This window comes from Mumia sp. ZJ430 (genome assembly GCF_011751845.1).
Taxonomy (GTDB): Bacteria; Actinomycetota; Actinomycetes; order Propionibacteriales; family Nocardioidaceae; genus Mumia.
On record NZ_JAAHFK010000001.1, the window covers coordinates 982,475 to 1,008,280 of the forward strand.

Consider the following 25,806-nt stretch of genomic DNA (forward strand, 5'->3'; position numbering starts at 1 on the left):
ATGCTGCCGTTCACCGCAGCCCAGGGTCGCGACGCGGGCATCAGTGCTCGCCGGCTTGAAGGCCCGGGCTTTCGCCGCTTGTTTCGCGGTGTGTACATCCCTGCCGATGTCGAACCCGACCTGCTCTGCTGGATCAGTGCGGCACTCCTGCTGCTTCCCAGCGACGCCGCGGCGAGCCACCTCACCGCGCTGAGGTTGTACGGCCTCGAGCTGCGCGCGCTGTTCCCCCTCCACTTCTCGACGAACACGACGCGTCATCGGCGACGCCGCGACCTCAGGCTCCATCGGCGACGCGGACGGCTCAACGTGCTCTTCCGCTTCGGTGTTCCGTGCCTCGGCCCGGATCGGACCTACGTCGATTGCGCGACGATCGTCGGCATCGTCGAACTCGTCCAGGCCGCCGAGCATCTCCTGCACGCGGCACACACGTCGTACGACGAGATGAAGGCGTATCTCGAGCGGACGCACATCGACGGCGTCCTGCGCGCGCGGCGTGCCTTCGCGCTCGTGCGCGAGCACGTCGAGAGCCCGATGGAGACTCTGGTGCGCCTCGCGCTGGTGTTCGCCCGGCTGCCAGAGCCCGAACCGAACCCGGACGTACGCGACGCGGCCGGGCGCTTCCTCGGGCGGTGCGACCTCGTCTACTGGGCCTACCGCGTCGTCGTGGAGTACGACGGCGCGTGGCACGAGCGTTCGCGGAAACAGCGCGCGTACGACCGTACGCGCCGTGAGAACCTCGAGCGGGACGGATGGATCGTGATCGTTGTTCTCGATGACGACCTTCCGCGCCTTCGGCGGGTGGTGTGGCGGGTCCACAGGGCGCTGCAGGAGCGCGGGTACGACGGCCCTGCGCCCGTCTTCAATGTGATGTGGGCCAGATGGTTCGACCGCAGCCCCGCGATTTGACGCCCTATCCACCTCGGCGGCTGTCGAGAGGGTGGACAAGGCGTCAAATCGCGGGGGCGGACAGGGCAACTACGCCCAGGCCGGGTCCCAGCCGTCGACGCTCTCGGCAGGGCGCGAGGGCGGGCCGGTGTAGATCGCCGACGGGCGGATCAGGCGGCCGCGACGCTTCTGCTCGAGGATGTGCGCGCTCCACCCGGCGGTCCGGGCGCAGGTGAACATCGACGTGAACATGTGCGGGGGAATCTCAGCGAAGTCGAGGACGATCGCCGCCCAGAACTCCACATTGGTCTCTAGCACCCGGTCCGGGCGACGCTCACGCAGCTCAGCGAGCGCGGCCTCCTCCAGCGCCTCGGCCACCGCATAGCGCGGAGCGTTGAGCTCGCGCGCCGTACGGCGGAGCACGCGGGCGCGCGGGTCCTCGGCGCGGTAGACGCGGTGCCCGAAGCCCATCAGACGTTCACCGGAGTCGAGCAGACCCTTGACGTACGTGCGCGCGTCGTCGGTCTTCTCGACGTCGCCGATCATGCCGAGCACGCGTGACGGCGCGCCTCCGTGCAGCGGGCCGGACATCGCGCCGACCGCACCGGACAGCGCCGCGGCGACGTCGGCACCGGTCGAGGCGATCACGCGAGCGGTGAAGGTGGAGGCGTTCATGCCGTGCTCGGCCGCGGAGGCCCAGTAGGCGTCGATCGCCTTGACGTGGTCGGGGTTGGCCTCGCCGCGCCAGCGGGTCAGGAACCGCTCGGTGATCGTCGTCGCCTTGTCGATCTCGGACTGCGGGACCATCGGCTGGCCGATCCCGCGAGCCGCCTGCGCGACGTACGACAGCACCATCACGGCCGTACGCGCGAGGTCGTCGCGTGCCTGCTCGGGCTCGATGTCGTACAGCTGGCCGAGGCCCCAGGCCGGAGCCGTCAGCGCGATCGCGCTCTGGACATCGACGCGGATGTCGCCGGAGTGCACCGGGATCGGGAACGGTTCGGCCGGCGGGAGGCCCGGCTCGTACGCGCCGTCGACCAGCAGGCCCCAGATCTTCTCGAACGGCACGCGGCCGACGAGCTCCTCGATGTCGACGCCGCGGTAGCGCAGCGACGAGCCCTCTTTGTCGGGTTCGGCGATCTCGGTGGCGAAGGCGATGACGCCTTCGAGGCCCTCGTGGACCGTCGCCGTCTCGGGTACGTCAGTCATGCCGGTCATTGTGCTCTCTTTTGCACCAGCGGAGTCTCGTAGGGTGCTGTTCATGGAGTCGGAGGCGATCGCGGCACTGCGCGAGGAGTACGAGGCTGCGGGCCTCACCGAGGCAGAGGCAGGGCACGACCCCGTCCCGCTGTTCGGGAGGTGGTTCGACGAGGCGGTCGCCTCGGGCATCCACGATCCCAACGCGATGGCGCTCGCCACGGCCACGCCCGCGGGCCGCCCCTCGCTGCGGATCGTGCTGCTCAAGGGGTTCGACGCCGATGGCGCCGTTTTCTACACCAACCGCGAGTCCCGCAAGGGTGACGAGCTCGAGATCAATCCGCACGCCGCGCTGACGCTGCTCTGGCATCCGCTCCAGCGGCAGGTCCGGATCGAGGGCGCGGTGACACGGGTGAGCGAGGCCGTGTCCGACGCCTACTTCGCCTCGCGTCCGCGCGGGTCGCAGTTGGGCGCGGTCGCATCGAACCAGTCGCGGGTCGTCGCCGACCGCGTCGCGCTCGAGCGGGCGTACGACGCGGCGGAGGCGACGTACCCGGACGCCGTCGCGCGGCCCCCGTGGTGGGGCGGCTACCGCGTCGCGCTCGACGCGATCGAGTTCTGGCAGGGGCGTTCGGGGCGCATGCACGACCGCATCCGCTTTCGCCGCGACGGCGACAGCTGGGTGCGCGAACGCCTCGCCCCCTGACCGCGAGTCACTCCAACGTGAGGATCTGCGGCCCGTCCTCGGTGATCGCGACCGTGTGCTCCACGTGTGCGGCGCGGCTGCCGTCGACCGTACGGAGGGTCCAGCCGTCGGGGTCCGTGACGTAGTCGTCGATCCCGCCAGCGATGAGCATCGGCTCGATCGCGAGCACGAGTCCGGGTCGCAGGGTGAGCCCGCGTCCGGCGCGACCCTCGTTCGGCACGTGCGGGTCCTCGTGCATCGTGCGTCCGATGCCGTGGCCGCCGTGGTCGGCGAGGAGCCCGTAGCCCGCCCCGCGTGCGACCGTACCGATCGCGTGGGCGACGTCGCCGAGCTTGTTGCCCGGGACCGCCTGCGCGATGCCGGCGTGGAGGGCGCTCTCGGTTGCCGCGATGAGGTCCAGGTCGGCGGGGTCGGCCTCGCCGACGACGAAGCTGATCGCGGCGTCTCCTGCCCAGCCGTCGAGGATCGCGCCGAAGTCGAGACTGACCAGGTCGCCGTCGGCCAGCGGTGTGGAGCCGGGGATCCCGTGCACGACCGCGTCGTTCGCGCTGAAGCACAGCGTCGCGGGGAACGGGACGGGGGCCCAGCCCGGGTAGTAGTCGAGGAACGGCGACGTCGCGCCAGCATCGGCGAGCACACCTGCCGCGACGGCATCGAGCTCCTTGGGAGCGACCCCGACGGCGGCGCCCGCCTTCATCGCAGCGAGGGCACGGGCGACGATGCGTCCCGCCTCACGCATCTGCGCGATCTGCGCGGGCGTCTTGATCTCGATCACCGGATCAGCGTACGTCGGGGTCTCGTTCCCGGCCCGTACTCGACCGGCGGAGGGGGGTCTCGACAGGCTCGACCGGCGGAGGGTCGGCGGGAAAAGGACGACCCGCGGGGGTTGGATACCGAGTGGACAACATCTCGGCCCCCGCGGGTCGGGTGGCTGCTGGGATTCGCCGCGCGATGCGGGTGGTCCCTGCACCGTGGCTAGCGGACAGCCACCTCACTTGTCCTGAAGTCAATCATTCTCCGGACCACCTCCTTCCTGTGTACGACCGACCGTACGCCTCGGGTAGGAGGCAGCCAACCCATTATCTGGACCTGCTCCGGGCCCGAGCTGGTTGCCGAGGACAATCGGTTCGTGGCGAGACGCGGGTGGGGTCGGCTGCTAACCGACGTCCGTCCGCTTCGCGAGTCGGCCGACTTCCGGAGGCTGTGGGTCGGCCAGACCGTGTCGCAGCTCGGCCAGCAAATGGCGACCGTCACGGTCGCCTACCAGGTCTGGGTCCTGACCGAGTCGCCGTTCGCCGTCGGCACCCTGGGGATCGTCGCCCTGGTCCCCTTGATCGCGCTCGGCCTGTACGGCGGCGCTCTCGTCGACCACTACGACCGCCGCAAGGTCGCGCTCTGGACCGCGGCCGGGCTCTGGTTGTGCACCGCAGCCCTCCTGGCGCAGGCGCTGCTCGACAGCGAGTCCGTCGGCCTCCTGTACGGGGTGGTCGCGGTGCAGAGCGGGTTGTTCGCGGTCAACAGCCCCGCCCGTTCGGCGATCATCCCGCGGCTGGTCCCCGTTCACCTGCTGCCCGCCGCCAACGCGCTGGGGATGGCCGCGTTCAATCTCGGCTTCACGGTCGGTCCGCTGCTCGGCGGCGTGCTCATCGCGTGGTGGGGCGTCGCGTCGACCTACGCGGTGGACCTGCTGACGTTCACGGCGGCGCTGTACGCGCTGGTACGCCTCCCGCCGATCCCGCCGGCGAAGGAGCCAGACCGCGTGCCGGGCCTGCGGTCCGTGGTCGAGGGGATCCGGTGGCTGCGCCGTGCCCCGAACCTGCGGATGACGTTCGTGGTGGACCTCTGCGCGATGGTGCTCGCGCAGCCCCGCGCGCTCTTCCCGGCGCTCGCGCTGACGGTGTACGCGGGAGGGCCGTCGGCACTCGGGCTGCTCCAGGCGGCGCCGGCAATCGGGTCGCTCGTCGCGTTCGCCTTCTCGGGGTGGATCAGCCGGGTGCATCGGCAGGGGATCGCGGTCGTGCTCGCGATCGTCGCCTACGGGATGTCCGTCGCGCTCGCCGGCGTGGCCGCCATCGGGGTGCCGGGAGTCCTGTGGCTCGTCGTCGTGATGCTGGCGTTCTCCGGCTCGGCCGACATGGTGAGCTCGGCCTATCGCAGCACGATGCTCCAGCAGGCGGCGCCCGACGAGCTGCGGGGGAGGCTCCAGGGGGTCTTCACGGTGGTGGTCGCGGGCGGGCCGCGGCTGGGGGAGTTCGTGGCGGGGTCGGTCGCCGAGCTCACCTCGGAGGCGGAGGCGATGCTCTATGGCGGGGTCGCGTGCGTGGTCGCCACGCTGCTCGTCGTCACGTGGCAGCGTGGCTTCCTGCGGTACGACGCGCGCCGCCCCACGCCTTAGCGCTCACCGGCTCACTCGGCCAGCAGGCCGTACATGCTGCGCCGCGCCTCGTCGAGGATCGCGACCGCGCGCTCACGCTGGTCGTCGGTGCCGTCCTCGTCGAGCTGACGTGCGGCGCGGACGAGCTTGCGTGCGCTGGTGTGCAGGTCCTCCTGGGTCTGGGAGCGTGGGTGCGTGCTCTCCCACGCCTGGGCGACCTCGTCGGCGCGGTCGGCGAGGTAGGCCGTGCCTGCCTCGGTGATGCGGAACTGCGTGGCCTCCTCGTCGGTGGGCTCGATGAGCCCGTCCTCTGTCAGGCGTCGCAGCACGGGATAGATCGAGCCGGGGCTCGGGCGCCACCGGCCGTCGGTCCGCTCGGCGAACGCGCTGATGAGGCCGTAGCCGTTGGTGGGGGCGTCCGCGATCACCGACAGTGCGGCGAGCCGCACGGCGCCTCGCCGTGCCCGCCCGCCTCGGCGGCCTTCGCCGAAGCCGGGACCGAAACCGGGGCCGAAGCCTCGGCCGTGACCGCGGGGGTCGCGTCGCCCGGGGCCAGGTCGGCGTCGGGCGGAGGTCGGGTCGAAGCCCGTACGGGGGTCGAATTCTGGGGTTCGCATGAGATGTCCTTTCGTTGTTCGAATCTCACGATGCGTCAACAGTACATCGCGATATATCGTTATGCAACCCAGTCGGATCGTCTCGCTCTGCCTACGATGGAAGCGGCGCACAGGTGGGGGCGTGATGGTGGAGCTAGGGTCGCGACTTCCCGTCGTCCACGTCGTCGCGCACGACGGGTCGGCGCCCGCCCAGCAGGCGTTCGAACGGGTGAGCGCCCTGACCGAGGTGACCGTCCTCGTCTTCCGAGTCGCGTCGCCGCCGGAGGACGCCCGCGAGACGATGTTCGAGACCGCCGTGCCGACACTCACGGTGGACCGCATCCTGCGTATCGCCCGTGACAACCGCGCGGCGTACGTGACGATCCCGTCGTCGTTGTTCTCGGCCGACGGGGTGCTGCTGTCGGCCATCGACGCGATCGCGCGGCTCGCGACCCCGGAGTGGCCCGCCGTGGCGGTCCAGGTCCTGCGCAGCAAGCCACCCCGGACCGTCCGACGCGTGCTCGCCGTCGCCAGCCACGGCCAGTCCTCCGGCGCGATGCTGCTCATGGAGACGCTGGCCGCCCTCATCAACGGGGCGAGCCTCACCAACCTGGTCGTCGGAGGGGAGGGCGAGGAGCGGGTGCGGCCCGGCGTACGGGGCCCCGATGCCGACCTGGTCGTCACCGGGATGGGCGGGATGCCGCCCGGGCTGACCCACCGCGACCTCACCCGCAGCGGACGTCGCCGGCTCCTCGCCGGGCCGCTGCGCATCGAGCACACCGTCCTGCGCTCCACCCCCGCCGACGCTGTGATGGTCATCGACGCCGCACGCCTACGGCGACGCACGGCTCGTGAGGGCGGGGTGCCGCAAGGCCTTGCGGAGCACTTCGTCGGCGATCTCGCACGGCTCGAGGAGATGATCGAGGTCGAGCGTCAGGACAAGAACCAGGCGGCGGAGTCCGGGAGCAGCTGACCCGTCCCCTCGGCGAGCGCCGACGACAGCACGACCGCCGTGCCGAGGTCGTCCACAGGCACGTCGACCGTCCCGCAGTTGACGACGCAGACGAGCCCGGGGGCACCGTCGACGCCCGCGCGGCGGAACGCCACGACGTCGTCGCCGCGATCGAGCATCTCCAGCTCGTGCGACAGCCGGTCCACGAGCCCGCGCCGCCGAGCGATCGCGTACCGCATGAACGACAGCGTCGAGAACGGGTCGTGGCTCTCGCGCTCGACTGTGTAGTCGCGGAACCACCCGGGCTGGGGCAGCCACGTCCGTACGGGCTGTGGAGAGTCCGGGGAGAACCCGAATGGGGGCGCCTGCCCGGACCATGGAAGCGGTACGCGGCACCCGTCGCGCCCGACCCCGCCACCGCGCAGCCACGTCGGGTCCTGGCGGTCCGCCGGGGCCACGTCGACCTGCGGGAGTCCGAGCTCTTCGCCCTGGTAGACGTACGCAGACCCGGGCAGGGCGAGCATCGCGAGCATCGACGCCTTGGCACGCGCCAGTCCGAGGTCGCCACCGCCGTAGTGGGTCACGGTACGGACGACGTCGTGGTTCGAGAGCACCCACGTCGGGGTCGCGCCCACGGGCCCGACGGCCGCGTACGTCTCCGCGATCACGTCACGCAGAGCCGGGGCCGAGAACGGCGTCGAGAGCCAGTGGAAGTTGAAGACCTGATTCATCTCGTCCGCTCGGACGTACTGCGCCATCGACTCGGGCGAGCCGACCCAGGCCTCGCCGATCATCATGCGGTCGCCCGGGTACGAGTCGAGCACCTGGCGCCAGCGCCGGTAGACGTCGTGGACCCCCGGCTGGTCCCAGTACGGGCGGTCCCACTGCGACATCGTGTCGTCGAGGGTCGGCCCCGTCCCCGCGCCGCCGCGGACGTCGGGCATCCCGGTCTCCTTGAACAGCCCGTGAGCCACGTCCACGCGGAAGCCGTCGACGCCCCGGTCGAGCCAGAAGCGGAGCACCGACTCGAACTCGTCTCCGACGTCGGGGTCGTCCCAGTTGAGGTCGGGCTGCTCGGGGTCGAAGAGGTGGAGATACCACTGGCCGCGATGTCCTGAGCCCGTCGAAGGGTCGGGCACGCGCGTCCACGCGGGGCCGCCGAACACCGACTGCCAGTTGTTCGGCGGCTCGGCACCGTCGGGCCCGCGCCCGTCGCGGAAGAGGTAGCGCTTGCGCGCCGCGCTGTCGGGCCCGTCGGCGAGCGCCGCGACGAACCACGGGTGCGCCGACGACGTGTGGTTGGGGACGAGGTCCACGATCACCCGCAGGTCACGCGCGTGCGCGCCGGCGAGCATCTCGTCGAAGTCCGCCAGCGTCCCGAACAGCGGGTCGACGTCGCGGTAGTCGGCTACGTCGTAACCGTGGTCGGCCTGCGGCGACGTGTAGAACGGGGTCAGCCACAGGGCGTCGACGTTGAGGCGCTCGAGGTAGTCGAGGTGAGCAGTGATGCCGCGCAGGTCGCCCACGCCGTCTCCGTCCGCGTCGGCGAACGAGCGGACGTAGATCTGGTAGCAGACCGCGTCACGCCACCACGGGGTCGAACGGGACGGGGCTGAGGCCACGAGAAGTCCTCCAGAGGTGCGCAGGGTTCGGTCGTCTGGCCCGCCGCGCTGCGAGCCCTGTCAGTCTAGGGACGCCTCAGCGAAAGGTGCCGATGTCGATCGCGATCCACGTCTGCTCGGCACGCGCGACCAGCGTGCCGTCCGCCTCGTATAGGGCAGTGCCCGTACGGTGCTTGCGTCCGTCCGCGCCGCGGAACGCGCCGACGACCACGTACTCGCGGTCGGCGGCGGGGGTGCTGACCACCTGTCCGGTCATCCGCCCGAGCACCATCGGTGTCGCGTCGATGTGCGCGGACCAGCCGCCGGGGCAGTCGATCGCGGCCCAGGTCACCTCGGGCTGCAGGTGCCCGTCGGTGTTGCCGAACGCCGGATGAGGCGTCCACGTCGCGGCCACGGTGTCGGGGTACGCGGCGTCGTCGACCGGTCCGGGGAAGACGAGCAGACCGTCGCCCGGCGCTCGTGCCGTGCCACAGGTGAAGCAGTGCGGGAAGGGGTGCTCCACGCGTCCTTCGTACGCCTCGTACCCCTTGCGGGCGAGGGTCGCTCCGACGAAAGGTGCCGGGTCGACGTCGAAGGCTCCCGCCTTCGCCTCTCCGACGACGGTGGCACCGTCGGACAGCACCGCACGGCCGTCGTCGACCGTGAGCGCGAGCGGGACGCCGAGCGGCGGCGGCACCCGCAGCGTCGATGTCACGACCGCGCCCGGGGACGCGATCGGCCGTGCGACGAGGCCTGCCACGTAGCCGCCGTTGCCGGAGCGGTCGGGGCCGTTGTAACGGGGGTCGATCGTCGTGCTCGTCATCAACCCACGCTCTCACGTCCGCGGGCCCGGGCGTCGTGGGCCTTCAACGCAGCTCCTCGTACCGGCGCAGTGCCTCGCGCCGCTCCTCGGCGTGGTCGACCAGCGGGGCGGGACGTCGGCGAGCTCGGGGACCCAGCGCCGGACGTAGGTGCCGTCAGGGTCGAACATCTTGCCCTGCGTGACCGGGAGTGCCGCGCGCCGTGCTGCCACTCCAGGTGGAGGTCCTTGACGAGGAAACTCGCGACGACCATCCGGACGCGGTTGTGCATCCAGCCCTGCGCGAGCAGCTGACGCATCCCCGCGTCGACGAACGGGAAGCCCGTACGGCCCTGTGGCATCCGCCCATCTTCGTGGGTGCGCGGCGAGTCTGTCTGATCTGGAACAATAGACGCCGTGAGCGACCTGATCGACACCACCGAGATGTACCTCCGGACCATCTACGAGCTCGAAGAAGAGGGGATCGTGCCCCTCCGCGCCCGGATCGCCGAGCGCCTTCACCAGAGCGGACCCACGGTGAGCCAGACGGTCGCCCGGATGGAGCGCGACGGCCTGCTCACCGTCGAGGGCGACCGTCACCTCGAGCTCTCCGAGCAGGGGCGCGCCCTCGCCACCCGCGTCATGCGCAAGCACCGGCTGGCCGAGCGGCTCCTCACCGACGTCATCGGGCTCGAGATCGAGTACGTCCACGAGGAGGCGTGTCGGTGGGAGCACGTCATCTCCGAGCAGGTCGAGCGCAAGCTCGTCGCCCTTCTGGAGCACCCGACCGAGTCCCCGTACGGCACGCCGATCCCGGGTCTCGGTGAGCTCGGTGAGACCGACGAGGTCGCTGAGGCGTTCCTGGGCGACGGCGTGATGCACCTGACGGCGGCGCTGTCCGGCAACGGCGACGCGTCGCGCCTGGTCGTGCGCCGCATCGGCGAGGAGCTCCAGAAGGACACCACCGCGATGTCGGTGCTCCGTCGTGTCGGCGTCCTGCCTGGCAACGACGTTCTCGTGTCGCCCGCACCCGACGGCGGGGTCGTCGTCGCGCGCGGTGGGGAGACAGCGGAGATCGACCCCGAAGCCGCGTCCCACATCTTCGTCGAGAGGCCGTGACCGCCGTCGGCGCGCCGAACGCGACAACTCTCGGTCGCGACGTGCGCCGGCTGATTGGATGGTGATGATGCCCCGGCGGTGAAACGCCGGCCGTCGGACTACGGGGGGAACGTCGATGACTGGAGCGCCGCGTCTCGCGCGCACGCTCCTCACCCTCGTCGTCGTGCTGGCGGCGGGTGCGATCGCCGTCGTCGCCGTGGTCGCGGTCGTCCAGCGCGGGTGGGACATCGGACCGTGGTGGCTCCTCAGCCTCCCGGCGATCGTGCTGGCGAGTGCAGCGCCGCTCTACCTCGACCGGTACGACGACTGGCTTGTCGTCGGCACCGAGTTGTGCGTGCTCGTCTTCCTGTCGCTGACCGTCGCCTGGCCGCAGGCGCTCGTGCTGTGGATCGCCGGTGTCGTCCTTGCGCAGGTGCTCGGTCTGCCCCGCAGCCGCCGGGTGTTCGACCCGGCGCTGTCGATCGTGTGCGGCGGACTCGCGGTCGCCGTCGTCGCGGCGCTGGATGTCGGGACGTTCGGCTACGCCGAGGTCCTCACCGTCCTGCTCGCGTTCACGCTGGCGTTCGTCGTCGACATCGGGGCGTCGGTGGTCTGGGTCCACGACGTCGCCATGCCTGCCGGCGGTGCGCTCGCGGCGCGGGCGTACGAAGTCCTCACGCTGTACGGGGTGTACGTCGGTGTGAACGCGATGGGCTATGTGTGCGTGCTCCTGTATCGCACCGAGTCGCCGTGGGCGTTGCTCGCCGTCGTGCCGGCGCTCGGCATCGTGCTCATCGCCGTCAAGGGGCTCACGCGCGAGCGGGAGACGGCGCGCCGTCTCAACGTGCTGTTCGAGACGGCGAGCGCGCTGCACTCGGCATCGAACGAGGCACAGGTGCTCGCCGCGCTCGACCTCGGCGTCCGGCAGCTCGGCAAGACACCCGGGTCGGGCCTGCGGACGGAGCTCCCCGACTCGCCGGACCTTCGGCGCCTGTTCATCTCGGGTGACGAGGTCTTCTGGTTGGTGATCCAGACCAAGGATGGACCGCCAGCGAGCACATTAAGGTGGGCGGAGGCGCTCGAGTCGATCGCCCAGCAGGCAGAGGAGGCATTGTCGCGGATGCGGATGAACAGGGACCTTGTGGCCAATGCGCAGCGTGACCCGTTGACGAAGCTGCGCAACCGCTCGGTCTTCCTCGAGACCGTCGCCGCGGAGATGGCGGGAGGTCGCGCGGTGGACACCGGCTCGCGGACGTGCGCGATCCTGTTCTGCGACCTCGACGGCTTCAAGAAGGTCAACGACCAGTTCGGCCACGCCAGCGGCGACGGTGCGTTGATCGAGGTGGCGCGGCGGCTGTCGGCGGAGCTGCCGGCCGATGTCCACCTGGCGCGGCTCGGGGGCGACGAGTTCGCGATCCTCGTGTCCAGCGAGGGCGGGGAGCAGATGCTCGAGGCCAGCGCGCGCGATGTCGCCGAGACCGTCCGCGAGGTCGTCTCGCGGCCGCTTCGCGTCGACGCCCGTTCGATCGACATCACGGTCAGCATCGGGGTCGCGACGGCGGCCGCGGTGGCCGGGCACCCGACGGTCGACACGGCCGCCGACCTGCTGCGCAACGCCGACATCGCGATGTACGCGGCAAAGCGAGCCGGACGGGACAGGGTTGTCGTCTACAGTGCGGCGATGGGCGTCGAGCGGGTGCGCTCCCTCGAGCTGGTGGACAGGCTCCGTCGCGCGATCGACGAGCGCCGACTGCGGGTCGTCTACCAGCCGATCGTCTCTGCCGTCGACCAGCACCTGCTCGCGATCGAGGCGCTCGCGCGGTGGACCGAGGACGGGGAGGTCATCTCGCCTGCGGAGTTCATCCCGCTGGCCGAGGATGCCAATCTGATCGAGTCGATCGGGGCCCTCGTCCTGGAGCAGGTGTGCGACGACCGCCAGCAGCTCGACCACGCTCTGGCGCCCGAGACCGCGATCGCCGTGAACCTCTCCGCGCCGCAGCTCGGGTCTGCGGAGTTCGTCGCGTCCGTCGAGCGCGCCGTCGAGGCGCTGGCGCCCCACCGGCTCACCCTGGAGATCACCGAGACCGGCTGGATCAGCGAGGAGCTCATCGCCTCGGGCGTGATGGAGCGGTTGCTCGAGCGCGGTGTCACCTTCGCAGTCGACGACTTCGGAGTCGGGTTCTCCTCGCTCGAGCGCCTCCGGCGACTGCCGGTGCAGCTCCTCAAGCTCGACCGCTTCTTCTCCCAGGAGATCGACACCGACCCGCAGAGCGCCGCGGTGCTCGCCTCGATGCTGGAGATGGCGGCAGCGCTCAATCTGCGGACGGTCATCGAGGGAATCGAGCGCCAGTCCCAGGTCGAGGCCATCCGTGCGATTGCCCCGGGCGACGGTGGTGAGCTGGCGTTCCAGGGCTACTACTTCGGCGGGCCGATGAGCCCCGCGACCCTCGTACGATGGGAAGCTCAACGCTCGCGGACGGCGTCGCTACGTCGTCGCTGAAATGATTTCGGGGGGTTTGGCATGCTGGGGGAATGGGATGGTCAGGGTTGATGAGTGCGATTCGCGGGTTTGCGTCTTGGCTTCGCCTGACCGGCCTCGAGCTGGCCGGCTGGCTTCTTGTGATCGCAGGCATCGCCGCTCTCGTGCTGCCCGGACCCGGACTCCTCATGATGGTCGCGGGGCTGGCGATCCTTTCCAACCGCTATGAGTGGGCGAGGCGTCGCGTCGAGCCGATCAAGGCGAAGGCGTTCGACGCCGCGCGCTACGGGGTGGCGACGTGGCCGCGCATCGCGCTCAGTGTGCTCGGCGCACTCTGCGTGATGGGGGTCGGTGTCATCTGGTGGATCGGACCGACGGTGCCCGAGATCGGTCCGTTCGGTGACGAGTTGCCCTTCAACGGCTGGGCGACCGGGCTCAGCATGATGCTCTCGTCGCTGATCGCGCTCGGGCTCGTGGTCTACAGCATGAAGCGGTTCCGCTACGGCGATGACGACGAGTCGTTCGAGATCCTCGACGAGGACGAGCTGGTCGAGGCGCTCTCAGAGGCGGACGGCGAGCCGGAGTCCGACACCACCGACCGCGTCTGACCGTCCGCGGGTCAGCGCCAGAGGACGGCGATGAACACGTTGACGACGGCGAGTCCGCCGACGGCGTGAGCCATCCACACCGGCGTACGGTCGCTCTTGCGGTCGGCGACGAAGGCGAGCACGGTCACGGCCAGGGCGATGACGAGCTTGACGCCGATCTTGGCGTTGTCGACGGGGAGGTCGTCCATCTCGCGGAGACCGACCAGGAGCAGGCCGGTGACGAGCGCGCCCGCGGCCGCGTGCGCGACGCCCTTCGCGATCGGGACCGGGGTCCGCAGGCGCGACGCCCATGCGCCGATCACGAATGCCCAGCAGAGCATGTGGAGCACCAGCAGGATCAGACGCAGCGTTTCCATGGCTCGACGATACTGGTGGGTATGGGTGACAAGGTCACCGAGGTGATGGCGCAGGTGCGGCGCGAGGATTTCCTTCCCGACGATCAGAAGGCGATGGCCGACCTTGACGGACCGGTGCCGATCGGTTGGGGTCAGACCAACTCCCAGCCCCGTACGGTCGCAGCGATGCTGCGCCTCCTCGACGTCGAGCCCGGCATGCGCGTGCTCGACGTCGGGGCGGGCTCGGGGTGGACGACGGCACTGCTCGCGCACCTCGTCGGAGGCGGTGGCGAGGTGGTCGGTGTCGAGGTGGTCCCCGAGCTGCGCGAGCGTGCGGGTGGGGTGCTCTCGAGGCTCGGCCTGACGTGGGTGCGGATCGAGCTCGCGATCGAGGTGCTCGGGTGGCCCGAGGCGGCTCCGTACGACCGCGTGCTCGTGTCTGCGCAGGCGCGATCGCTCCCGACGCCGCTCGTCGACCAGCTCGCTCCCGGCGGCGTGATGGTCGTCCCCGTCCGCGGACGGATGACGCGCGTGGTGCTCGCGGACGGCGGCGGTGCGCACGTGAGCGAGCACGGCGCGTACCGCTTCGTGCCGTTGATCGGCTGGTGAGCGTGCCCGCTAGTCTTGGGCCGTGTCGCCCCCGTAGCTCAGGGGATAGAGCACCGCTCTCCTAAAGCGGGTGTCGCTGGTTCGAATCCAGCCGGGGGCACGTCAGGCGTCCGCGAGTTCCCGCGCCGGCTCGGTCCCGGACGTCGCACCCGCGCTGACCGGCCGGTCACCGCGCCGGCCCACCACGATCAGTGCGAGCCCGACCAGGGTCCATGCGCCGAGCACGATCAGCGACTGGGTGAGATCCGCGTCGGGGAAGTACGCGAGGCTCCGGACGAGCGTGACGGCGGCGCCGGGGACGAAGAGCTGGCCGAGGTCACCCCAGATCCACGGCAGGAACTCTGTCGGCTGGCTGGCCGCGGAGATCGGGTTGCCGATGAGCAGCGTGATCGCCGCGCCGACGCCGATCCCGGGCGGGCCCAGGACGCTCGCGAGACCGGCAATCAGGGCACTCGTCGCCAGCAGGGAGAGTCCGATCCCTGCGGTCAGGGCGAGCGGGTCACCGGGGAGGATGCCGAACCATCCGTGCAGCACCGTCGTCGTCAGGGTCGCGGCGACGACCGCGTACACCCCGACGGCGACCAGGCGCCGGCTGCGGCCTCCGACGAGGAGTGCGACGACGATGCCGCCGATCATCCCGCCGAGGACCAGGGGGAAGGCGGCGGCGGTGATGCCGACCCCTTGCGCGTCGTCGGCGTCGAGTCCGACGACGTCGCTGATCGTCACCGGCATGTCGGCCGACACCTGGCCGAGCTCGTCGGCCAGCCGGGTCATGGCCTGGTGCGAGGCGCCACCGGCCGCCGAGGCGGTCAGCACCTCGGGCTCCTCGCCAAGCACGAGCCCGCCATAGACCTCGCGCTGTTCGACCGCCGCTACGGCGGCGTCGCGGTCGGCGACCTCGACGAGGTCGAAGCGCCCCGGAGCAGAGGTCTCGAGCTGCTGCTCGACGGTCTGGATCGCGGGAGCGGGGCCGGTGATAGCGACGGGGAGGTTCTGCGGCGTCGTGGTCGCGGCCGGCCAGGTGAAGGCGGCCACCACGAGGGTGACGACGAGCGCCGCAAGGGTGGCGGCGCCGAGGACGCGGCCCCAGCTCTGGGGTGCGGTGGTCTCGGTGGACATGGGTCCCTCCGTAGGAAGAAAAACGAATGATCGTTCTTTAAGAGTCGAACGACGGCCCACCTTTGTCAAGAACGTTCGTTCGCTTTACGGTGGCGGCATGCCGAAGGTCTCCGAGGAGCACAAGCGCGCCCGACGCGAGGAGATCGCCCGCGCGGCGCTGCGCTGCTTTGGGGAGAAGGGGTACGCCGCGACGTCGATGGCCGACATCATCCGCGAGTCCGGGCTCTCTGCCGGCGCCATCTACGGCTACTACACGAACAAGAGCGAGCTGGTCCGTGAGGCGATGCGCAGCGTCGTCGTCGGACGGTTCACCGAGCTCGAGCGGGCGCGCGAGGGCAAGGCGACACTGCGCCCGAGCGAGCTGGTGGTGGAGTTTCTCCAGGGCGTCACCGAGGCTGTGGTCAGGCCCGGCCTGATCGTCCAGGTCTGGGCGAACGCGCAGCTCGATCCCGCGCTCGAGGAGACGGTGCAGGGCGCCGTCGGCGAGATCGGGCGCCTGTTCCGCGACTACCTCGAGGCCTGGTACGTCGCCGGCGGCATGGCCACGAGCGAGGCGCAGACGCGCGCCCAGGCGGAGTATCCGGTGTACGTCGCGGTGTGCCAGGGCTATCTCGTCCATGCGGCGACCGTGCGCGACTTCGACCGGGCCGCATACTTCGACGCAGTGACGCGCGTCCTGCCCTGAGGGCTTCAGCCCAGCGGCTTGTACATCACGTGCAGCCCGACCAGACCGAGCGTCGCATGGTCGTACGCGTCCGGCACCGTGCCGATGACCTCGAAGCCGAGGCTGCGCCACAGCCGCACGGCGGGGGTGTTGACCTCGACCACCGCGTTGAACTGGATGCCGTGGAACCCCTGATCCCGTGCCCAGGCGATCATGTCCTCGCCCAGCGTGCGGCCGACACCGCTGCGCCGCCCCGTCGGGTCGACCATGAAGCTCGCCGTCGCGACGTGCGCGCCACGGCCCGGGCGGTTCGGGCCCATCTTCGCCGAGCCGAGCACGGTGCCGTCGTCGTCGACCGCGACGGTCGTACGGCCCGGCGGCGCCTCCATCCACAGTCCGCGCGCAGAGTCGGAGTCGAGATCGGCCGGGTAGGCGTACGAGTCGCCGGCCTTGACGATGGTGTCGAAGAAAGGCCAGATCCGCTCCCAGTCGGAACGCGTGGCATCCCTGATCTGCATCAGGCCATCATGTCGTGCACCAGCGGGGCGACCTGCACCCCGTACAGCTCGATGCACCGCAGCAGCTGCTCGTGGCGCATCGCCCCGTTGGCGTACTTCATGTCGAAGCGGCTCACGCCGAGCGCTGCGGCGTTGCGGGCGATCTTGCGGGCCACGGTCTCCGGCGAGCCGACGTAGAGGGCGCCGTCCGGCCCGGCTGCCTGCGCGAACTCGTTGCGCGTCGCGGGCGGCCAACCGCGCTCGCTGCCGATCTGGTTGCGCTGGGCGATCCAGTGGTCGTACAGCTCCTCGCGTGCCTGCTCGTCGGTCTCGGCGATGTAGCCGGGGGAGTGCATCCCGACCGGCAGCACCTCGGCACCGTCCTTCTCCAGCGTCTCGCGGTAGAAGTCGGCGTACGGGACGAACTGCAGCGGTGGTCCGCCGATGATCGCGAGCATCATCGGGAGCCGGTAGTGCACCGCCCTGACCACCGACTGAGGGGTGCCGCCGACGCCGATCCACGTCGTCAGCCGGCCCGACTCGGTGGGCGGGTAGACCCGTTGGTCCTTCAGCGGCGGTCGCGTCGTGCCGGACCAGGTCACCGGCTGCTCGTCCAGGAGCGCCGCGAAGAGGTCGAGCTTCTCGTTGAACAGCACCTCGTAGTCGCCGAGGTCGAAGCCGAACAGCCCGAACGACTCCGTAAAGGACCCGCGCCCCAAGATCACCTCGGCGCGTCCGTGCGACAGGGCGTCGAGCGTCGCGAAGCGCTCGTAGACCCGGATCGGGTCGTCGGAGCTGAGCACGGTGACTGCGGAGCCCAGGCGGATCCGCTCCGTACGGCCGGCGATCGCGGCGAGCACGACGTCGGGAGACGTAATCGAGAAGTCGGCGCGGTGGTGCTCGCCGAGGCCGATGAAGGCCAGGCCGACCTCGTCGGCGAGGACGGCCTGCTCGACCACCTGCCGCAGGACCTCCGGCGCCGGGACCAGGGCGCCGTCGGCGTCGGAGGTGATGTCGCCGAAGGTGTCGAGACCGAGCTCGAGCGGTTCACTCACCGTACGACCGTAGCGTGGGGAACGAATGGCGCGACGGGCGTTCCTCTCGTTCGAGCCGTCCCCCGACCCGAATGAGAGTCATGATCCCAGGCAGTACCAACCTCCCTCCGGCAAGCGCTTCGGGGGGAGGTGAGGGGTGGGACGGTCGCCGAGGTGCAGGCCGCCAGCCGGCGCTCGGGTCACCTGCGGATCCTGGTCGGAGACAGCAGCGGCCTGCACTCCGTCGTGCACGCGCGCCCCCAGCGCTTCCGACAGCGGTGTCGTCGCGGCCAGCGCGAACACCGGTCGCTGACGCCGGCGACCGGCGCGTCGCCCAGCAGGCAGCCTCGTGCTTGATCGCGCGCCGATCCCGTCCTCCAGTGCCCATCTGCCGTGCAGATCCCCTCGGCGGGTTCGACGAGCTGTCGGCACAGGGGGACATCGTGTATGTAGTGTGCGGAAATGGCACGGGGCGAACGGCTCGCGGAGCAGTTGGACTGGTACTGGCGCAAGAACTTGCGGCCACGGCTGGAGGGTCTTACCGACGAGGAGTACTTCTGGGAGCCGGTGCGCGACTGCTGGAGCATCCGCCCACGTGGCACGTCGGTCGCACCGATGTCGGAAGGTTCGGGGGAGTGGATGATGGACTCCGCCTCCCCTGCCCCGGTACCGGCGCCGGTGACCACGATTGCCTGGCGGCTGGCGCACATCATCGTCTCCTGCCTGGGCTATCGGGTCGCATGGCACTTCGGCGGCCAGGACGTCGACTCTCAGACATTCGCTTACGTGGGTCCCGAGCGGTTTCCCATGGAGAGCATCGTCCTGCACGTCAACAGAGAGCTGATCCATCACGGCGCCGAGATCTCCCTGCTGCGCGACCTCTACCGCTGGCAGGACGGAGCCGTACCGCGCCGAATGTGATGTCACGTGGGAACCACGCGCGCGGATCGCGCGCGACCTGCGGGCGCGATGGCCCGCCCTCCGGCGGCACGGGATACTTCCGGCATGACCGAGAAGCTGCCCGTCGCGACCTGGCTCACCGACATGGATGGCGTCCTTGTGCACGAGGAGGACGCCATCCCGGGGGCGGCCGAGTTCCTCCAGCGCCTCACCGAGTCCGGGTGCAAGTTCCTCGTCCTCACCAACAACTCGATCTACACGCCGCGCGACCTGCGGGCCCGGCTCGCCGAGTCGGGGCTCGACGTCCCCGAGGACCGGATCTGGACCTCGGCGCTCGCGACCGCGCAGTTCCTGTCCGACCAGCGGCCGAACGGCAGCGCGTACGTGGTCGGCGAGGCGGGGATGACCACGGCGCTGCACGCGGTCGGGTACGTGCTGACGCGCTCGCGTCCGGACTACGTCGTGCTCGGAGAGACCCGCACGTACTCCTTCGAGGCGATCACGACCGCGATCCAGCTCATCGTCAACGGCGCGCGCTTCATCGCCACCAACCCCGACCCGACCGGCCCGTCGCCGGCGGGGCCGCTGCCGGCCACGGGGTCGGTCGCGGCGCTGATCACCCGCGCGACCGGCGTCGAGCCGTACTTCGTCGGCAAGCCCAACCCGCTCATGATGCGCAACGCGCTCAACCGCATCGACGCGCACTCCGAGACCACGGTGATGATCGGCGACCGGATGGACACCGACATCGTCTCGGGGATGGAGGCCGGCCTGCGGACCATCCTGGTCCTCACCGGCTCGACGCGCCGCGAGCACGTCGAGCGGTTCCCGTACCGCCCCACCCGCATCGTCGACTCGATCGCGGACCTCGTCGACGACGTCGTCGCGCCGCCGGTCGACGCGGAGTGACCGATACTGGCGACATGAGTGTGCCTCGGACGATCCTCGATCCCCACGACCTCTACCGAGCGGCCGACGACCGCTATGACAGCGTCGCGGACGGCGGGCCCGCGCTGTTCCGTCGGTGCGGGCGCTCCGGACTCCAGCTGCCCGCGATCTCGCTGGGGCTGTGGCACAACTTCGGCGACGACACCCCGCTGGCCACGCAGCGGGCGATCCTCCGCCGCGCGTTCGACCTCGGGGTCACGCACTTCGACCTCGCCAACAACTACGGGCCTCCGTACGGCGCGGCGGAGAAGAACGTCGGCCGCATCCTCGCCGAGGACTTCGCCCCGTACCGCAACGAGCTCGTCATCTCGACCAAGGCCGGCTGGGACATGTGGCCTGGCCCGTACGGGTTCCTCGGCTCGCGCAAGTATCTGCTGAGCAGCCTCGATGACTCGCTCCAGCGGATGGGGCTGGACTACGTCGACATCTTCTACAGCCACCGCTTCGACCCGCACACGCCGCTGGAGGAGACGATGGGCGCGCTCGACGCGGCCGTACGGTCCGGAAAGGCGCGCTACGCGGGGATCAGCTCGTACGGTCCCGAGCGCACCCGCGAGGCGGCGGCGATCCTCGCCGACCTCGGCACGCCGTTGCTGCTGCACCAGCCGTCGTACTCGATGCTCAACCGGTGGGTCGAGGACGGGCTCCTGGACGTGCTGGAGGACGTGGGCGCAGGGTGCATCGCGTTCTCGCCGCTCGCCCAGGGCGTGCTGACGGGCCGCTACCTCAACGGCGTCCCTGAAGGTTCTCGCGCCGCGGCCGACAAGTCGTTGGACCCGCAGATGATCGAGGACAACCTCGCGCACGTGCGGGCGCTGAACGACCTCGCGCAAGAGCGTGGGCAGACCCTCGCCCAGATGGCCGTCGCATGGGTCCTGCGCGACCCTCGGGTGACCTCGGCGCTCGTCGGTGCTTCGAGCGTCGCGCAGCTCGAGGACAGCCTCGGGGCGTTGCAGAACCTGTCCTTCAGTGCCGATGAGCTGGAGCGGATCGACTCCCACGCGGTCGACGGGCATCTCAACATCTGGGCGGGGTCCAGCGAGGCCTGAGCAAGCACCCTGGTCCGTTCTGCGACCTATCCGTTATCCTTTTGTGATGGAATCCCCCCGATCCTGGCGCGCCCTGCGTCGACAAACCTCTGGAGCGGCATCACGGTGAAGGTCTTCGTGACAGGTGCCACCGGCGTCATGGGACGGTCCGTGATCCACGCGTTGCAAGGCGCGGGGCACGAGGTCCGCGCCCTCGCCCGCAGCGACGAGAGCGCAACGACCCTCGCCGACCGCGGAGTTGCGTCCGTACGCGCGAGCCTCTTCGACCGTGCCAGCCTCGTCCAGGCGATGGAGGGGTGCGACGCGGTCGCCAACCTCGCCACCCACATGCCCGTCGGCACCAGCGGGATGCGCCCTGGCGCGTGGAAGTCCAACGACCGCATCCACGTCGAGGGCTCCCGCACCGTGTCGCACGCGGCGGCCGAGGCCGGTATCGGGCGGCTCGTCCAGGAGAGCGTCTCCTTCCTGTACGCCGACCACGGCGAGGGGTGGATCGACGAGGACAGCCCGATCGCCGTCTCGTGCGCGGCCGAGCCGGTCGTGCTCGCGGAGACCCACGCCCAGCACTATGCCTCCGCGACGCGCGAGGCCGTCGTGCTGCGCTTCGGCACGATCGTCGGCGACGACGCCGTCACGCGGTGGCGCCTCGCACGGGCACGCGCGGGTCAGGCCGTCGGGCTCGGCAAGCCGCAGTCGTGGACGCACGTCGTGCACGCCGACGACATCGGCGGAGCGGTCCTCGCCGCGTTGACCGCGCCTCCGGGCACTTACAACGTCGGGGCCGATCCTGTACGCCGCGGCGAGCTCGTCGCCGCGTTCGCGGAAGCCGTCGGTCAGGACGAGGCCAGCTTCTACCGGCGGCTGGTGCTGCGTCTCGGGGGTGACCGTCTGGAGTGGCTCACCCGGTCGCAGCGGGTCAGTTCCGACCGGTTCGCGCGGGCGACCGGCTGGACGGCGTCGCATACGCAGTTCGACGCAGGATGGTTGCTCCCGATGGTCGTCGAGGCCGCCAGTGCCTGACGAGCAGCGCCCGCCGGGCGAGCGTACGGCCGCCGAGGAGCGGCGTCGGCGGCTCCGCGCTGCGCGCCTGCTCGGCGACGTCGTGCCCGAGACCACGCGCGACGAGACCGCCGAGGGCTGGGGTGAGCGCGACAGCAGCCGCAGCCGCGACGACGAGCTGCGTCGGGACGTGCCCCCGCACCACGGCGGCTGACGGGCGCGGTCAGCTCTCTGGCGTGGTGCCGCCACCGCGGCTGGCGCGCAGCTCGTCGCGGATCTCGCGCAGCAGCGCGATGTCCTCCGGCGGCGGTGCGTCGTCGGTCGGCTTCTGGTAGCGCTCGCGGAACTTGTTCATGGGCAGGACGAGCAGGAAGTAGAGCACCGCCGCGATGATGAGGAAGTTGATCAGCGCGGTGATGACGGCGCCGATGTTGACGAACGTGGCGGGGTTGCCGCTCACGATCGTGAAGCCGAAGCCGAGGGTGTCGTCGCCGCCGATCGCAGCGAGCAACGGCTCGATGACCGCCTCGGTGAACGACGTGACCAGCCCGGTGACCGCGGTGCCCATGACGACCGCGACCGCAAGGTCGATGACGTTGCCGCGCATGACGAACTCTTTGAATCCTGCGACCATCCCAGCCATGCCTGTGTCCGTTCGTGAGGAGGGTGGTGGACCCACCCACCCCACCACAGAGCGCCGAGATCTGCGACCTCCGACCACAGGCGACCGGACTCACAGCACGACGGTCACGGCGAGATGCCAGGCCACGGCCGCGCCCGAGAGCGTCCGCGCGATCTCGGCGTCGACGGCGAGGACGAGGACGGCGCGGTCGTCCCCGTCGTCGCCGGGGAGCGCCGCAACCCGAGCGCGTCGCGCCAGCAACCGCGGTGCAGCCGTGCCGCGAGGGTCGGTGCCGACGACGTCGACGGCGTCGCCGACCCGTACGGGGTCGACGGTCGCCGCATCGGCCACTCGGACGCTCACGAGCGCGGTGCCGCGACGGTAGCCCTCGAGCAGCCCGGGCCCGACGAGCGAGAGGTCGGTGAGCACGCCGCCACGGGGGACCGGGGCGGCGACCACGCGGCCGTGCATCTCGTCGTGGGACCGCAGAGCGCCCTCCGGGACGAGATCGGCCGGCATCGCGACCACCTCGACGTCACCGGGCTGGACGAGAGAGCCGGACGTGACGGCGGTGGTAGCCACCAGGACGGGAGTGGTCGGGCCGGGGTCGGGGCGAGCCGCCTGGATCGCGACGAGGACGGATGCCGCGGCGCACGCGGCAGCGAGCGGACGGCGGTGGGTCCGGACCCGGCGGCGGACGGAGGCGAGCGCGGCGGGTGCTCGGAGATCGGCCATGACTCACTGTGGACGGTGGTGCGGGTGCCGCGCCGCGTCGTCCACAGCAGGAAAGGCGCCAGCCCCGCATCCACAGGGGGAGGCGGGGCCGGGGTCTCGATTCGGGCTCATTCTTCGCCCTCCTCGAACCAGCGGAGGGGTCAGCTGGACGACGTCGTCGCCGTGGTCGTGGACGACGTCGAGCTGCTGTCGGAGCTCTTGGTGCTGCTCGACTCGGACGTCGACGACGACGTGGACGGCGAGCTGGCGCTGGTGCTTGACGACGAGCCCGAGCGGCTGTCGTTGCGGTAGAACCCGCTCCCCTTGAACACGACGCCGACCGCGTTGAACACCTTGCGCAGGCGTCCGTCGCAGGACGGGCACACCGTCAGGGCGTCGTCGCTGAAGCTCTGCTGCACCTCGAGCGGCTGGCCGCAGTCGTTGCACTGGTACTGGTAAGTGGGCACGGTCGTTCCTTCTCAGCACTCGCACGAAACGGCCGCCCGTCGCAGCGGCCGCACCGATCTCCAGCGCCCATTGTGCGTGGCGCCACTCCTCACAACCAAGTCGGGGCGCGGGAGATTCCCCGAGCGCCCGGTACGATCACCTCCTGATGACCGAGTGGTTACTGCTCCTCACCTCCTTCCTCCTCATGCTCGCCTGCGGTGTCTTCGTGGCCGCCGAGTTCGCCTTCGTCACCGTCGACCGGCCGTCCGTCGAGCGCGCCGTGCAGGGCGGCGACCGCCAGGCGGCCGGGCTCCTCAAGGGCCTGCGCACGCTGTCGACGCAGCTCAGCAGCGCCCAGCTGGGCATCACCATCACGAACCTCGCGATCGGCTTCCTCGCCGAGCCCGCGATCGGCCAGCTGCTGCGCGACCCCCTCTCGTCCCTCGGTGTCAGCGGCGCCTCGCTGTCGGCGACGTCGTACGTGGTCGCCCTGCTGCTGAGCACCTTCGTGACGATGCTCGTCGGCGAGCTGATCCCTAAGAACATCGCGCTCTCGGTCCCGATGGCCACCGCGCGTGCCGTCCAGGGACTCCAGCGCGGCTTCACGACGGCGATGGCGTGGCCGATCAGAGGCCTCAACGGCTCGGCCAACGCGCTCCTGCGCACCCTCGGCATCGAGCCGCAGGAGGAGCTGCGCTCGGCGCGCTCCCCGTACGAGCTGAGCTCGCTCGTGCAGCGCTCGGCCGACGAGGGAGCGCTGGGCCGCCCTACCGCGGACCTCGTCGCGCGCTCGATCGCGTTCGGCAACCGGACCGCCGCCGACGTCCGTACGCCGCGGGTCCGCGTCCACTTCCTCGACCGGCGCGACACCGCGCAGGACCTCGTCGACGCCGTCCGGGCGACTGGCCACTCGCGGTTCCCCGTGATCGGCAACGACCTCGACGACCTCGTGGGCGTCGTCCACGTCAAGGACGCCGTCGCCCTCGCGCCCGACCGGCGCCGGACCGTCCGGGTCTCTGAGCTCGCCGTGCCGGCCCTCACCGTCCCGGACTCCATCGAGCTCGACCCCCTGCTGGTCCTCTTGCGTGAGCAGCGGCTCCAGATGGCGGTCGTGCTCGACGAGTACGGCGGCACCGACGGCGTCGTCACCCTGGAGGACCTCGTCGAGGAGATCGTGGGCGACATCGCCGACGAGCACGACCGGTCCTCGGCGCAGCTGCGGTCGCGGCCGGACGGCACATGGGTGCTCTCGGGGATGCTGCGACCCGACGAGGTCCGCAGCCAGACCGGCGTCCCGCTGCCCGAAGGCGACGACTACGAGACCGTCGCCGGGCTCCTCACCCAGCACCTGGGACGCCTGGCCGAGGTCGGCGACGAGGTCGCCCTCGTCGTGCCCGTCGTCGCCGGCGATCAGGTCGCGACGATCGGCGTCAGCCTGCGGGTCGACCGCCTGGACGGCCGCCGTATCGACCGCGTCATCCTCGATGTCCACCTGGACGAGGAGGAGGGCCGATGAACCCCGCGCTCGCGATCGGTCTTGTCGTCGTCCTCCTCGCCCTCAACGCGCTGTTCGTCGCGGCGGAGTTCGCCCTGATCTCCGCTCGACGCACGCAGCTCGAGCCGAAGGCGCAGTCCGGGTCGCGTCCGGCCCGGCTCGCGATCCGCGCGATGGAGCGCGTCAGCCTGGCGATGGCCGCCGCGCAGCTCGGCATCACGTTGTGCTCGCTCGGCCTCGGTGCTGTGGGCGAGCCCGCGATCGCGCACCTGTTCGAGCCGGTCTTCGACGCGCTCGGCGTCCCGCACTCGTTCGTGCACCCGATCTCGTTCGTGATCGCGATGGGCATCGTCACCTACCTGCACGTCGTGCTGGGCGAGATGGTCCCCAAGAACATCGCCCTCGCCGGGCCGGACCGCGCCGTGCTGTGGCTCGGCCCGTTCATGCTCGGCGTCATCATGCTGCTCAAGCCGTTCGTGGTCGCGCTCAACGCGATCGCCAACGGCGCGATCCGGCTGATGCGGCTCGAGCCCAAGGACGAGGTGGGGGCCACCTTCACCTCGGACGAGGTCGCGGGGCTCCTCGACGAGTCGCACCGCGAGGGCCTGCTCGACTCCGAGGAGTACGAGCTCGTGTCAGGGGCGCTCGGGTTCGAGGCCGGCACGGTCGAGCGGGTGCTCCTGCCCCGTGCGTCGCTCGACACGATCCCGGTCGGGGCGACGCGAGCCGACGTCGAGGCCGCCTGCGCCCGTACCGGCTTCTCGCGGTTCCCGGTGACCGACTCGCACGACGCGCTGGTCGGCTACCTGCACATCAAGGACGCGCTTGAGGTGTCCGAGGAGATCCGACCGATCCCCGCGAAGTGGATCCGGCCGCTCGGCTCCGTACGCCGCAGCACACGCCTGTACGACGCGCTCCGGCACATGCAGCAGCGCGGTGCGCACATGGCCCGCGTCGTCGGTGACGACGGTGAAGCGCTGGGCGTCGTGATGCTGGAGGACGTCCTGGAGGAGCTCGTCGGCGAGGTCCGCGACCCTGCCCGCCGTGCCACCGACGGCGGGTGAGCGGCACAATGCACG

28 protein-coding genes and 1 tRNA gene are annotated in these 25,806 nt (G+C 70.7%); 17 read left to right on the plus strand and 12 right to left on the minus strand.

From position 1 onward, the window contains the following. Positions 1 to 90 precede the first annotated feature (90 nt). On the plus strand, positions 91 to 906 hold the full coding sequence (locus HCT63_RS04735) for a DUF559 domain-containing protein (RefSeq protein WP_167001599.1): 816 nt from the start codon (positions 91 to 93) through the stop codon (positions 904 to 906). Between the two features lie 69 nt (positions 907 to 975). Here HCT63_RS04735 and HCT63_RS04740 read toward each other — a convergent pair whose 3' ends face one another. Continuing rightward, positions 976 to 2,094 (minus strand): citrate synthase 2, encoded by a 1,119-nt coding sequence (locus HCT63_RS04740; RefSeq protein ID WP_167001600.1) that lies wholly within the window; start codon positions 2,092 to 2,094, stop codon positions 976 to 978. Positions 2,095 to 2,146: 52 nt separating this feature from the next. Here HCT63_RS04740 and pdxH point away from each other — a divergent pair, with 52 nt between their 5' ends. Next, on the plus strand, positions 2,147 to 2,788 hold the full coding sequence (pdxH, locus tag HCT63_RS04745) for a pyridoxamine 5'-phosphate oxidase (RefSeq protein ID WP_167002367.1): 642 nt from the start codon (positions 2,147 to 2,149) through the stop codon (positions 2,786 to 2,788). A 7-nt stretch (positions 2,789 to 2,795) separates the two neighbouring features. On the opposite strand, the gene map is transcribed toward pdxH, so the two are convergent. After that, positions 2,796 to 3,563 (minus strand): type I methionyl aminopeptidase, encoded by a 768-nt coding sequence (gene map, locus HCT63_RS04750; protein WP_167001601.1) that lies wholly within the window; start codon positions 3,561 to 3,563, stop codon positions 2,796 to 2,798. A gap of 354 nt (positions 3,564 to 3,917) precedes the next feature. On the opposite strand from map, the gene HCT63_RS04755 reads away from it, so the two are divergent. After that, positions 3,918 to 5,183: an MFS transporter gene (locus HCT63_RS04755; RefSeq protein ID WP_167001602.1), complete on the plus strand. Its 1,266-nt coding sequence runs from the start codon at positions 3,918 to 3,920 to the stop codon at positions 5,181 to 5,183. An 11-nt stretch (positions 5,184 to 5,194) separates the two neighbouring features. On the opposite strand, the gene HCT63_RS04760 is transcribed toward HCT63_RS04755, so the two are convergent. Next, a complete protein-coding gene (locus HCT63_RS04760; protein WP_167001603.1) occupies positions 5,195 to 5,779 on the minus strand; it encodes a PadR family transcriptional regulator in 585 nt (194 codons plus the stop codon). Between the two features lie 121 nt (positions 5,780 to 5,900). On the opposite strand from HCT63_RS04760, the gene HCT63_RS04765 reads away from it, so the two are divergent. Next, positions 5,901 to 6,731 carry a hypothetical protein gene (locus HCT63_RS04765; RefSeq protein ID WP_167001604.1) on the plus strand — a complete coding sequence of 277 codons (831 nt, stop codon included), beginning with the start codon at positions 5,901 to 5,903 and terminating at the stop codon, positions 6,729 to 6,731. Here HCT63_RS04765 and HCT63_RS04770 read toward each other — a convergent pair. Next, positions 6,692 to 8,332 carry a glycoside hydrolase family 13 protein gene (locus tag HCT63_RS04770; protein WP_208322267.1) on the minus strand — a complete coding sequence of 547 codons (1,641 nt, stop codon included), beginning with the start codon at positions 8,330 to 8,332 and terminating at the stop codon, positions 6,692 to 6,694. The two genes, HCT63_RS04765 and HCT63_RS04770, sit on opposite strands and share 40 nt — an antisense overlap. Before the next feature lie 76 nt (positions 8,333 to 8,408). After that, a complete protein-coding gene (locus HCT63_RS04775) occupies positions 8,409 to 9,134 on the minus strand; it encodes a hypothetical protein (RefSeq protein WP_167001605.1) in 726 nt (241 codons plus the stop codon). Positions 9,135 to 9,527: 393 nt separating this feature from the next. Between HCT63_RS04775 and HCT63_RS04785 the strand changes: the two genes are divergently transcribed. The 3 genes from HCT63_RS04785 to HCT63_RS04795 all read left to right on the plus strand — a co-directional run bounded on the left by HCT63_RS04785 (position 9,528) and on the right by HCT63_RS04795 (position 13,295). After that, the gene (locus HCT63_RS04785) at positions 9,528 to 10,229 is read left to right on the plus strand and encodes a metal-dependent transcriptional regulator (protein WP_167001606.1); all 702 of its coding nucleotides are present in this window, start codon (positions 9,528 to 9,530) and stop codon (positions 10,227 to 10,229) included. Between the two features lie 115 nt (positions 10,230 to 10,344). After that, on the plus strand, positions 10,345 to 12,708 hold the full coding sequence (locus HCT63_RS04790; protein ID WP_167001607.1) for a bifunctional diguanylate cyclase/phosphodiesterase: 2,364 nt from the start codon (positions 10,345 to 10,347) through the stop codon (positions 12,706 to 12,708). Between the two features lie 50 nt (positions 12,709 to 12,758). Next, positions 12,759 to 13,295: a PGPGW domain-containing protein gene (locus HCT63_RS04795; protein ID WP_167001608.1), complete on the plus strand. Its 537-nt coding sequence runs from the start codon at positions 12,759 to 12,761 to the stop codon at positions 13,293 to 13,295. Between the two features lie 11 nt (positions 13,296 to 13,306). Here HCT63_RS04795 and HCT63_RS04800 read toward each other — a convergent pair whose 3' ends face one another. Continuing rightward, positions 13,307 to 13,651, minus strand: a complete 345-nt coding sequence (locus tag HCT63_RS04800) for a hypothetical protein (RefSeq protein WP_167001609.1) — start codon at positions 13,649 to 13,651, stop codon at positions 13,307 to 13,309. A gap of 21 nt (positions 13,652 to 13,672) precedes the next feature. Between HCT63_RS04800 and HCT63_RS04805 the strand changes: the two genes are divergently transcribed. Beyond that, complete coding sequence (locus tag HCT63_RS04805; protein ID WP_167001610.1) at positions 13,673 to 14,239, plus strand: protein-L-isoaspartate O-methyltransferase; 567 nt, start codon at positions 13,673 to 13,675, stop codon at positions 14,237 to 14,239. A 27-nt stretch (positions 14,240 to 14,266) separates the two neighbouring features. Then, positions 14,267 to 14,339, plus strand: a tRNA-Arg gene (locus HCT63_RS04810). A gap of 2 nt (positions 14,340 to 14,341) precedes the next feature. Here HCT63_RS04810 and HCT63_RS04815 read toward each other — a convergent pair. Continuing rightward, positions 14,342 to 15,358: a hypothetical protein gene (locus HCT63_RS04815; protein WP_167001611.1), complete on the minus strand. Its 1,017-nt coding sequence runs from the start codon at positions 15,356 to 15,358 to the stop codon at positions 14,342 to 14,344. Positions 15,359 to 15,455: 97 nt separating this feature from the next. On the opposite strand from HCT63_RS04815, the gene HCT63_RS04820 reads away from it, so the two are divergent. Continuing rightward, on the plus strand, positions 15,456 to 16,043 hold the full coding sequence (locus tag HCT63_RS04820; protein ID WP_167001612.1) for a TetR/AcrR family transcriptional regulator: 588 nt from the start codon (positions 15,456 to 15,458) through the stop codon (positions 16,041 to 16,043). 5 nt (positions 16,044 to 16,048) lie between these two features. On the opposite strand, the gene HCT63_RS04825 is transcribed toward HCT63_RS04820, so the two are convergent. Further along, positions 16,049 to 16,540 (minus strand): GNAT family N-acetyltransferase, encoded by a 492-nt coding sequence (locus tag HCT63_RS04825; protein WP_167001613.1) that lies wholly within the window; start codon positions 16,538 to 16,540, stop codon positions 16,049 to 16,051. Continuing rightward, positions 16,540 to 17,574 (minus strand): LLM class flavin-dependent oxidoreductase, encoded by a 1,035-nt coding sequence (locus HCT63_RS04830; RefSeq protein ID WP_167001614.1) that lies wholly within the window; start codon positions 17,572 to 17,574, stop codon positions 16,540 to 16,542. The genes HCT63_RS04825 and HCT63_RS04830 overlap by 1 nt, the downstream gene beginning before the upstream one ends. 441 nt (positions 17,575 to 18,015) lie before the next feature. On the opposite strand from HCT63_RS04830, the gene HCT63_RS04835 reads away from it, so the two are divergent. From HCT63_RS04835 to HCT63_RS04855, 5 genes are all read left to right on the plus strand, one after another. Further along, entirely contained in the window at positions 18,016 to 18,474 is a 459-nt protein-coding gene (locus HCT63_RS04835) for a DinB family protein (protein WP_167001615.1), read from the plus strand. 84 nt (positions 18,475 to 18,558) lie between these two features. Beyond that, positions 18,559 to 19,362 (plus strand): HAD-IIA family hydrolase, encoded by an 804-nt coding sequence (locus tag HCT63_RS04840; protein ID WP_167001617.1) that lies wholly within the window; start codon positions 18,559 to 18,561, stop codon positions 19,360 to 19,362. 14 nt (positions 19,363 to 19,376) lie between these two features. Beyond that, positions 19,377 to 20,450, plus strand: a complete 1,074-nt coding sequence (gene mgrA, locus HCT63_RS04845; protein WP_167001619.1) for an L-glyceraldehyde 3-phosphate reductase — start codon at positions 19,377 to 19,379, stop codon at positions 20,448 to 20,450. A 105-nt stretch (positions 20,451 to 20,555) separates the two neighbouring features. Next, positions 20,556 to 21,470, plus strand: a complete 915-nt coding sequence (locus HCT63_RS04850) for an NAD(P)-dependent oxidoreductase (protein ID WP_167001621.1) — start codon at positions 20,556 to 20,558, stop codon at positions 21,468 to 21,470. Next, positions 21,463 to 21,663, plus strand: a complete 201-nt coding sequence (locus HCT63_RS04855; RefSeq protein ID WP_167001623.1) for a hypothetical protein — start codon at positions 21,463 to 21,465, stop codon at positions 21,661 to 21,663. The genes HCT63_RS04850 and HCT63_RS04855 overlap by 8 nt, the downstream gene beginning before the upstream one ends. A 9-nt stretch (positions 21,664 to 21,672) precedes the next feature. Here the strand turns inward: HCT63_RS04855 and mscL are convergent, their stop codons facing one another. The 3 genes from mscL to HCT63_RS04870 all read right to left on the minus strand — a co-directional run bounded on the left by mscL (position 21,673) and on the right by HCT63_RS04870 (position 23,252). After that, entirely contained in the window at positions 21,673 to 22,092 is a 420-nt protein-coding gene (mscL, locus tag HCT63_RS04860; RefSeq protein WP_243842884.1) for a large conductance mechanosensitive channel protein MscL, read from the minus strand. Between the two features lie 90 nt (positions 22,093 to 22,182). Next, positions 22,183 to 22,806 (minus strand): SAF domain-containing protein, encoded by a 624-nt coding sequence (locus HCT63_RS04865; RefSeq protein WP_167001625.1) that lies wholly within the window; start codon positions 22,804 to 22,806, stop codon positions 22,183 to 22,185. 140 nt (positions 22,807 to 22,946) lie between these two features. Next, positions 22,947 to 23,252 carry an FmdB family zinc ribbon protein gene (locus tag HCT63_RS04870; RefSeq protein ID WP_167001627.1) on the minus strand — a complete coding sequence of 102 codons (306 nt, stop codon included), beginning with the start codon at positions 23,250 to 23,252 and terminating at the stop codon, positions 22,947 to 22,949. A gap of 146 nt (positions 23,253 to 23,398) precedes the next feature. Here HCT63_RS04870 and HCT63_RS04875 point away from each other — a divergent pair, with 146 nt between their 5' ends. Beyond that, a complete protein-coding gene (locus HCT63_RS04875; protein WP_167001629.1) occupies positions 23,399 to 24,748 on the plus strand; it encodes a hemolysin family protein in 1,350 nt (449 codons plus the stop codon). Continuing rightward, positions 24,745 to 25,791, plus strand: coding sequence for a hemolysin family protein (locus tag HCT63_RS04880; protein ID WP_167001631.1), 1,047 nt, complete (start codon positions 24,745 to 24,747; stop codon positions 25,789 to 25,791). Before HCT63_RS04875 ends, HCT63_RS04880 begins: the two co-directional genes overlap by 4 nt. Positions 25,792 to 25,806: the final 15 nt, after the last annotated feature.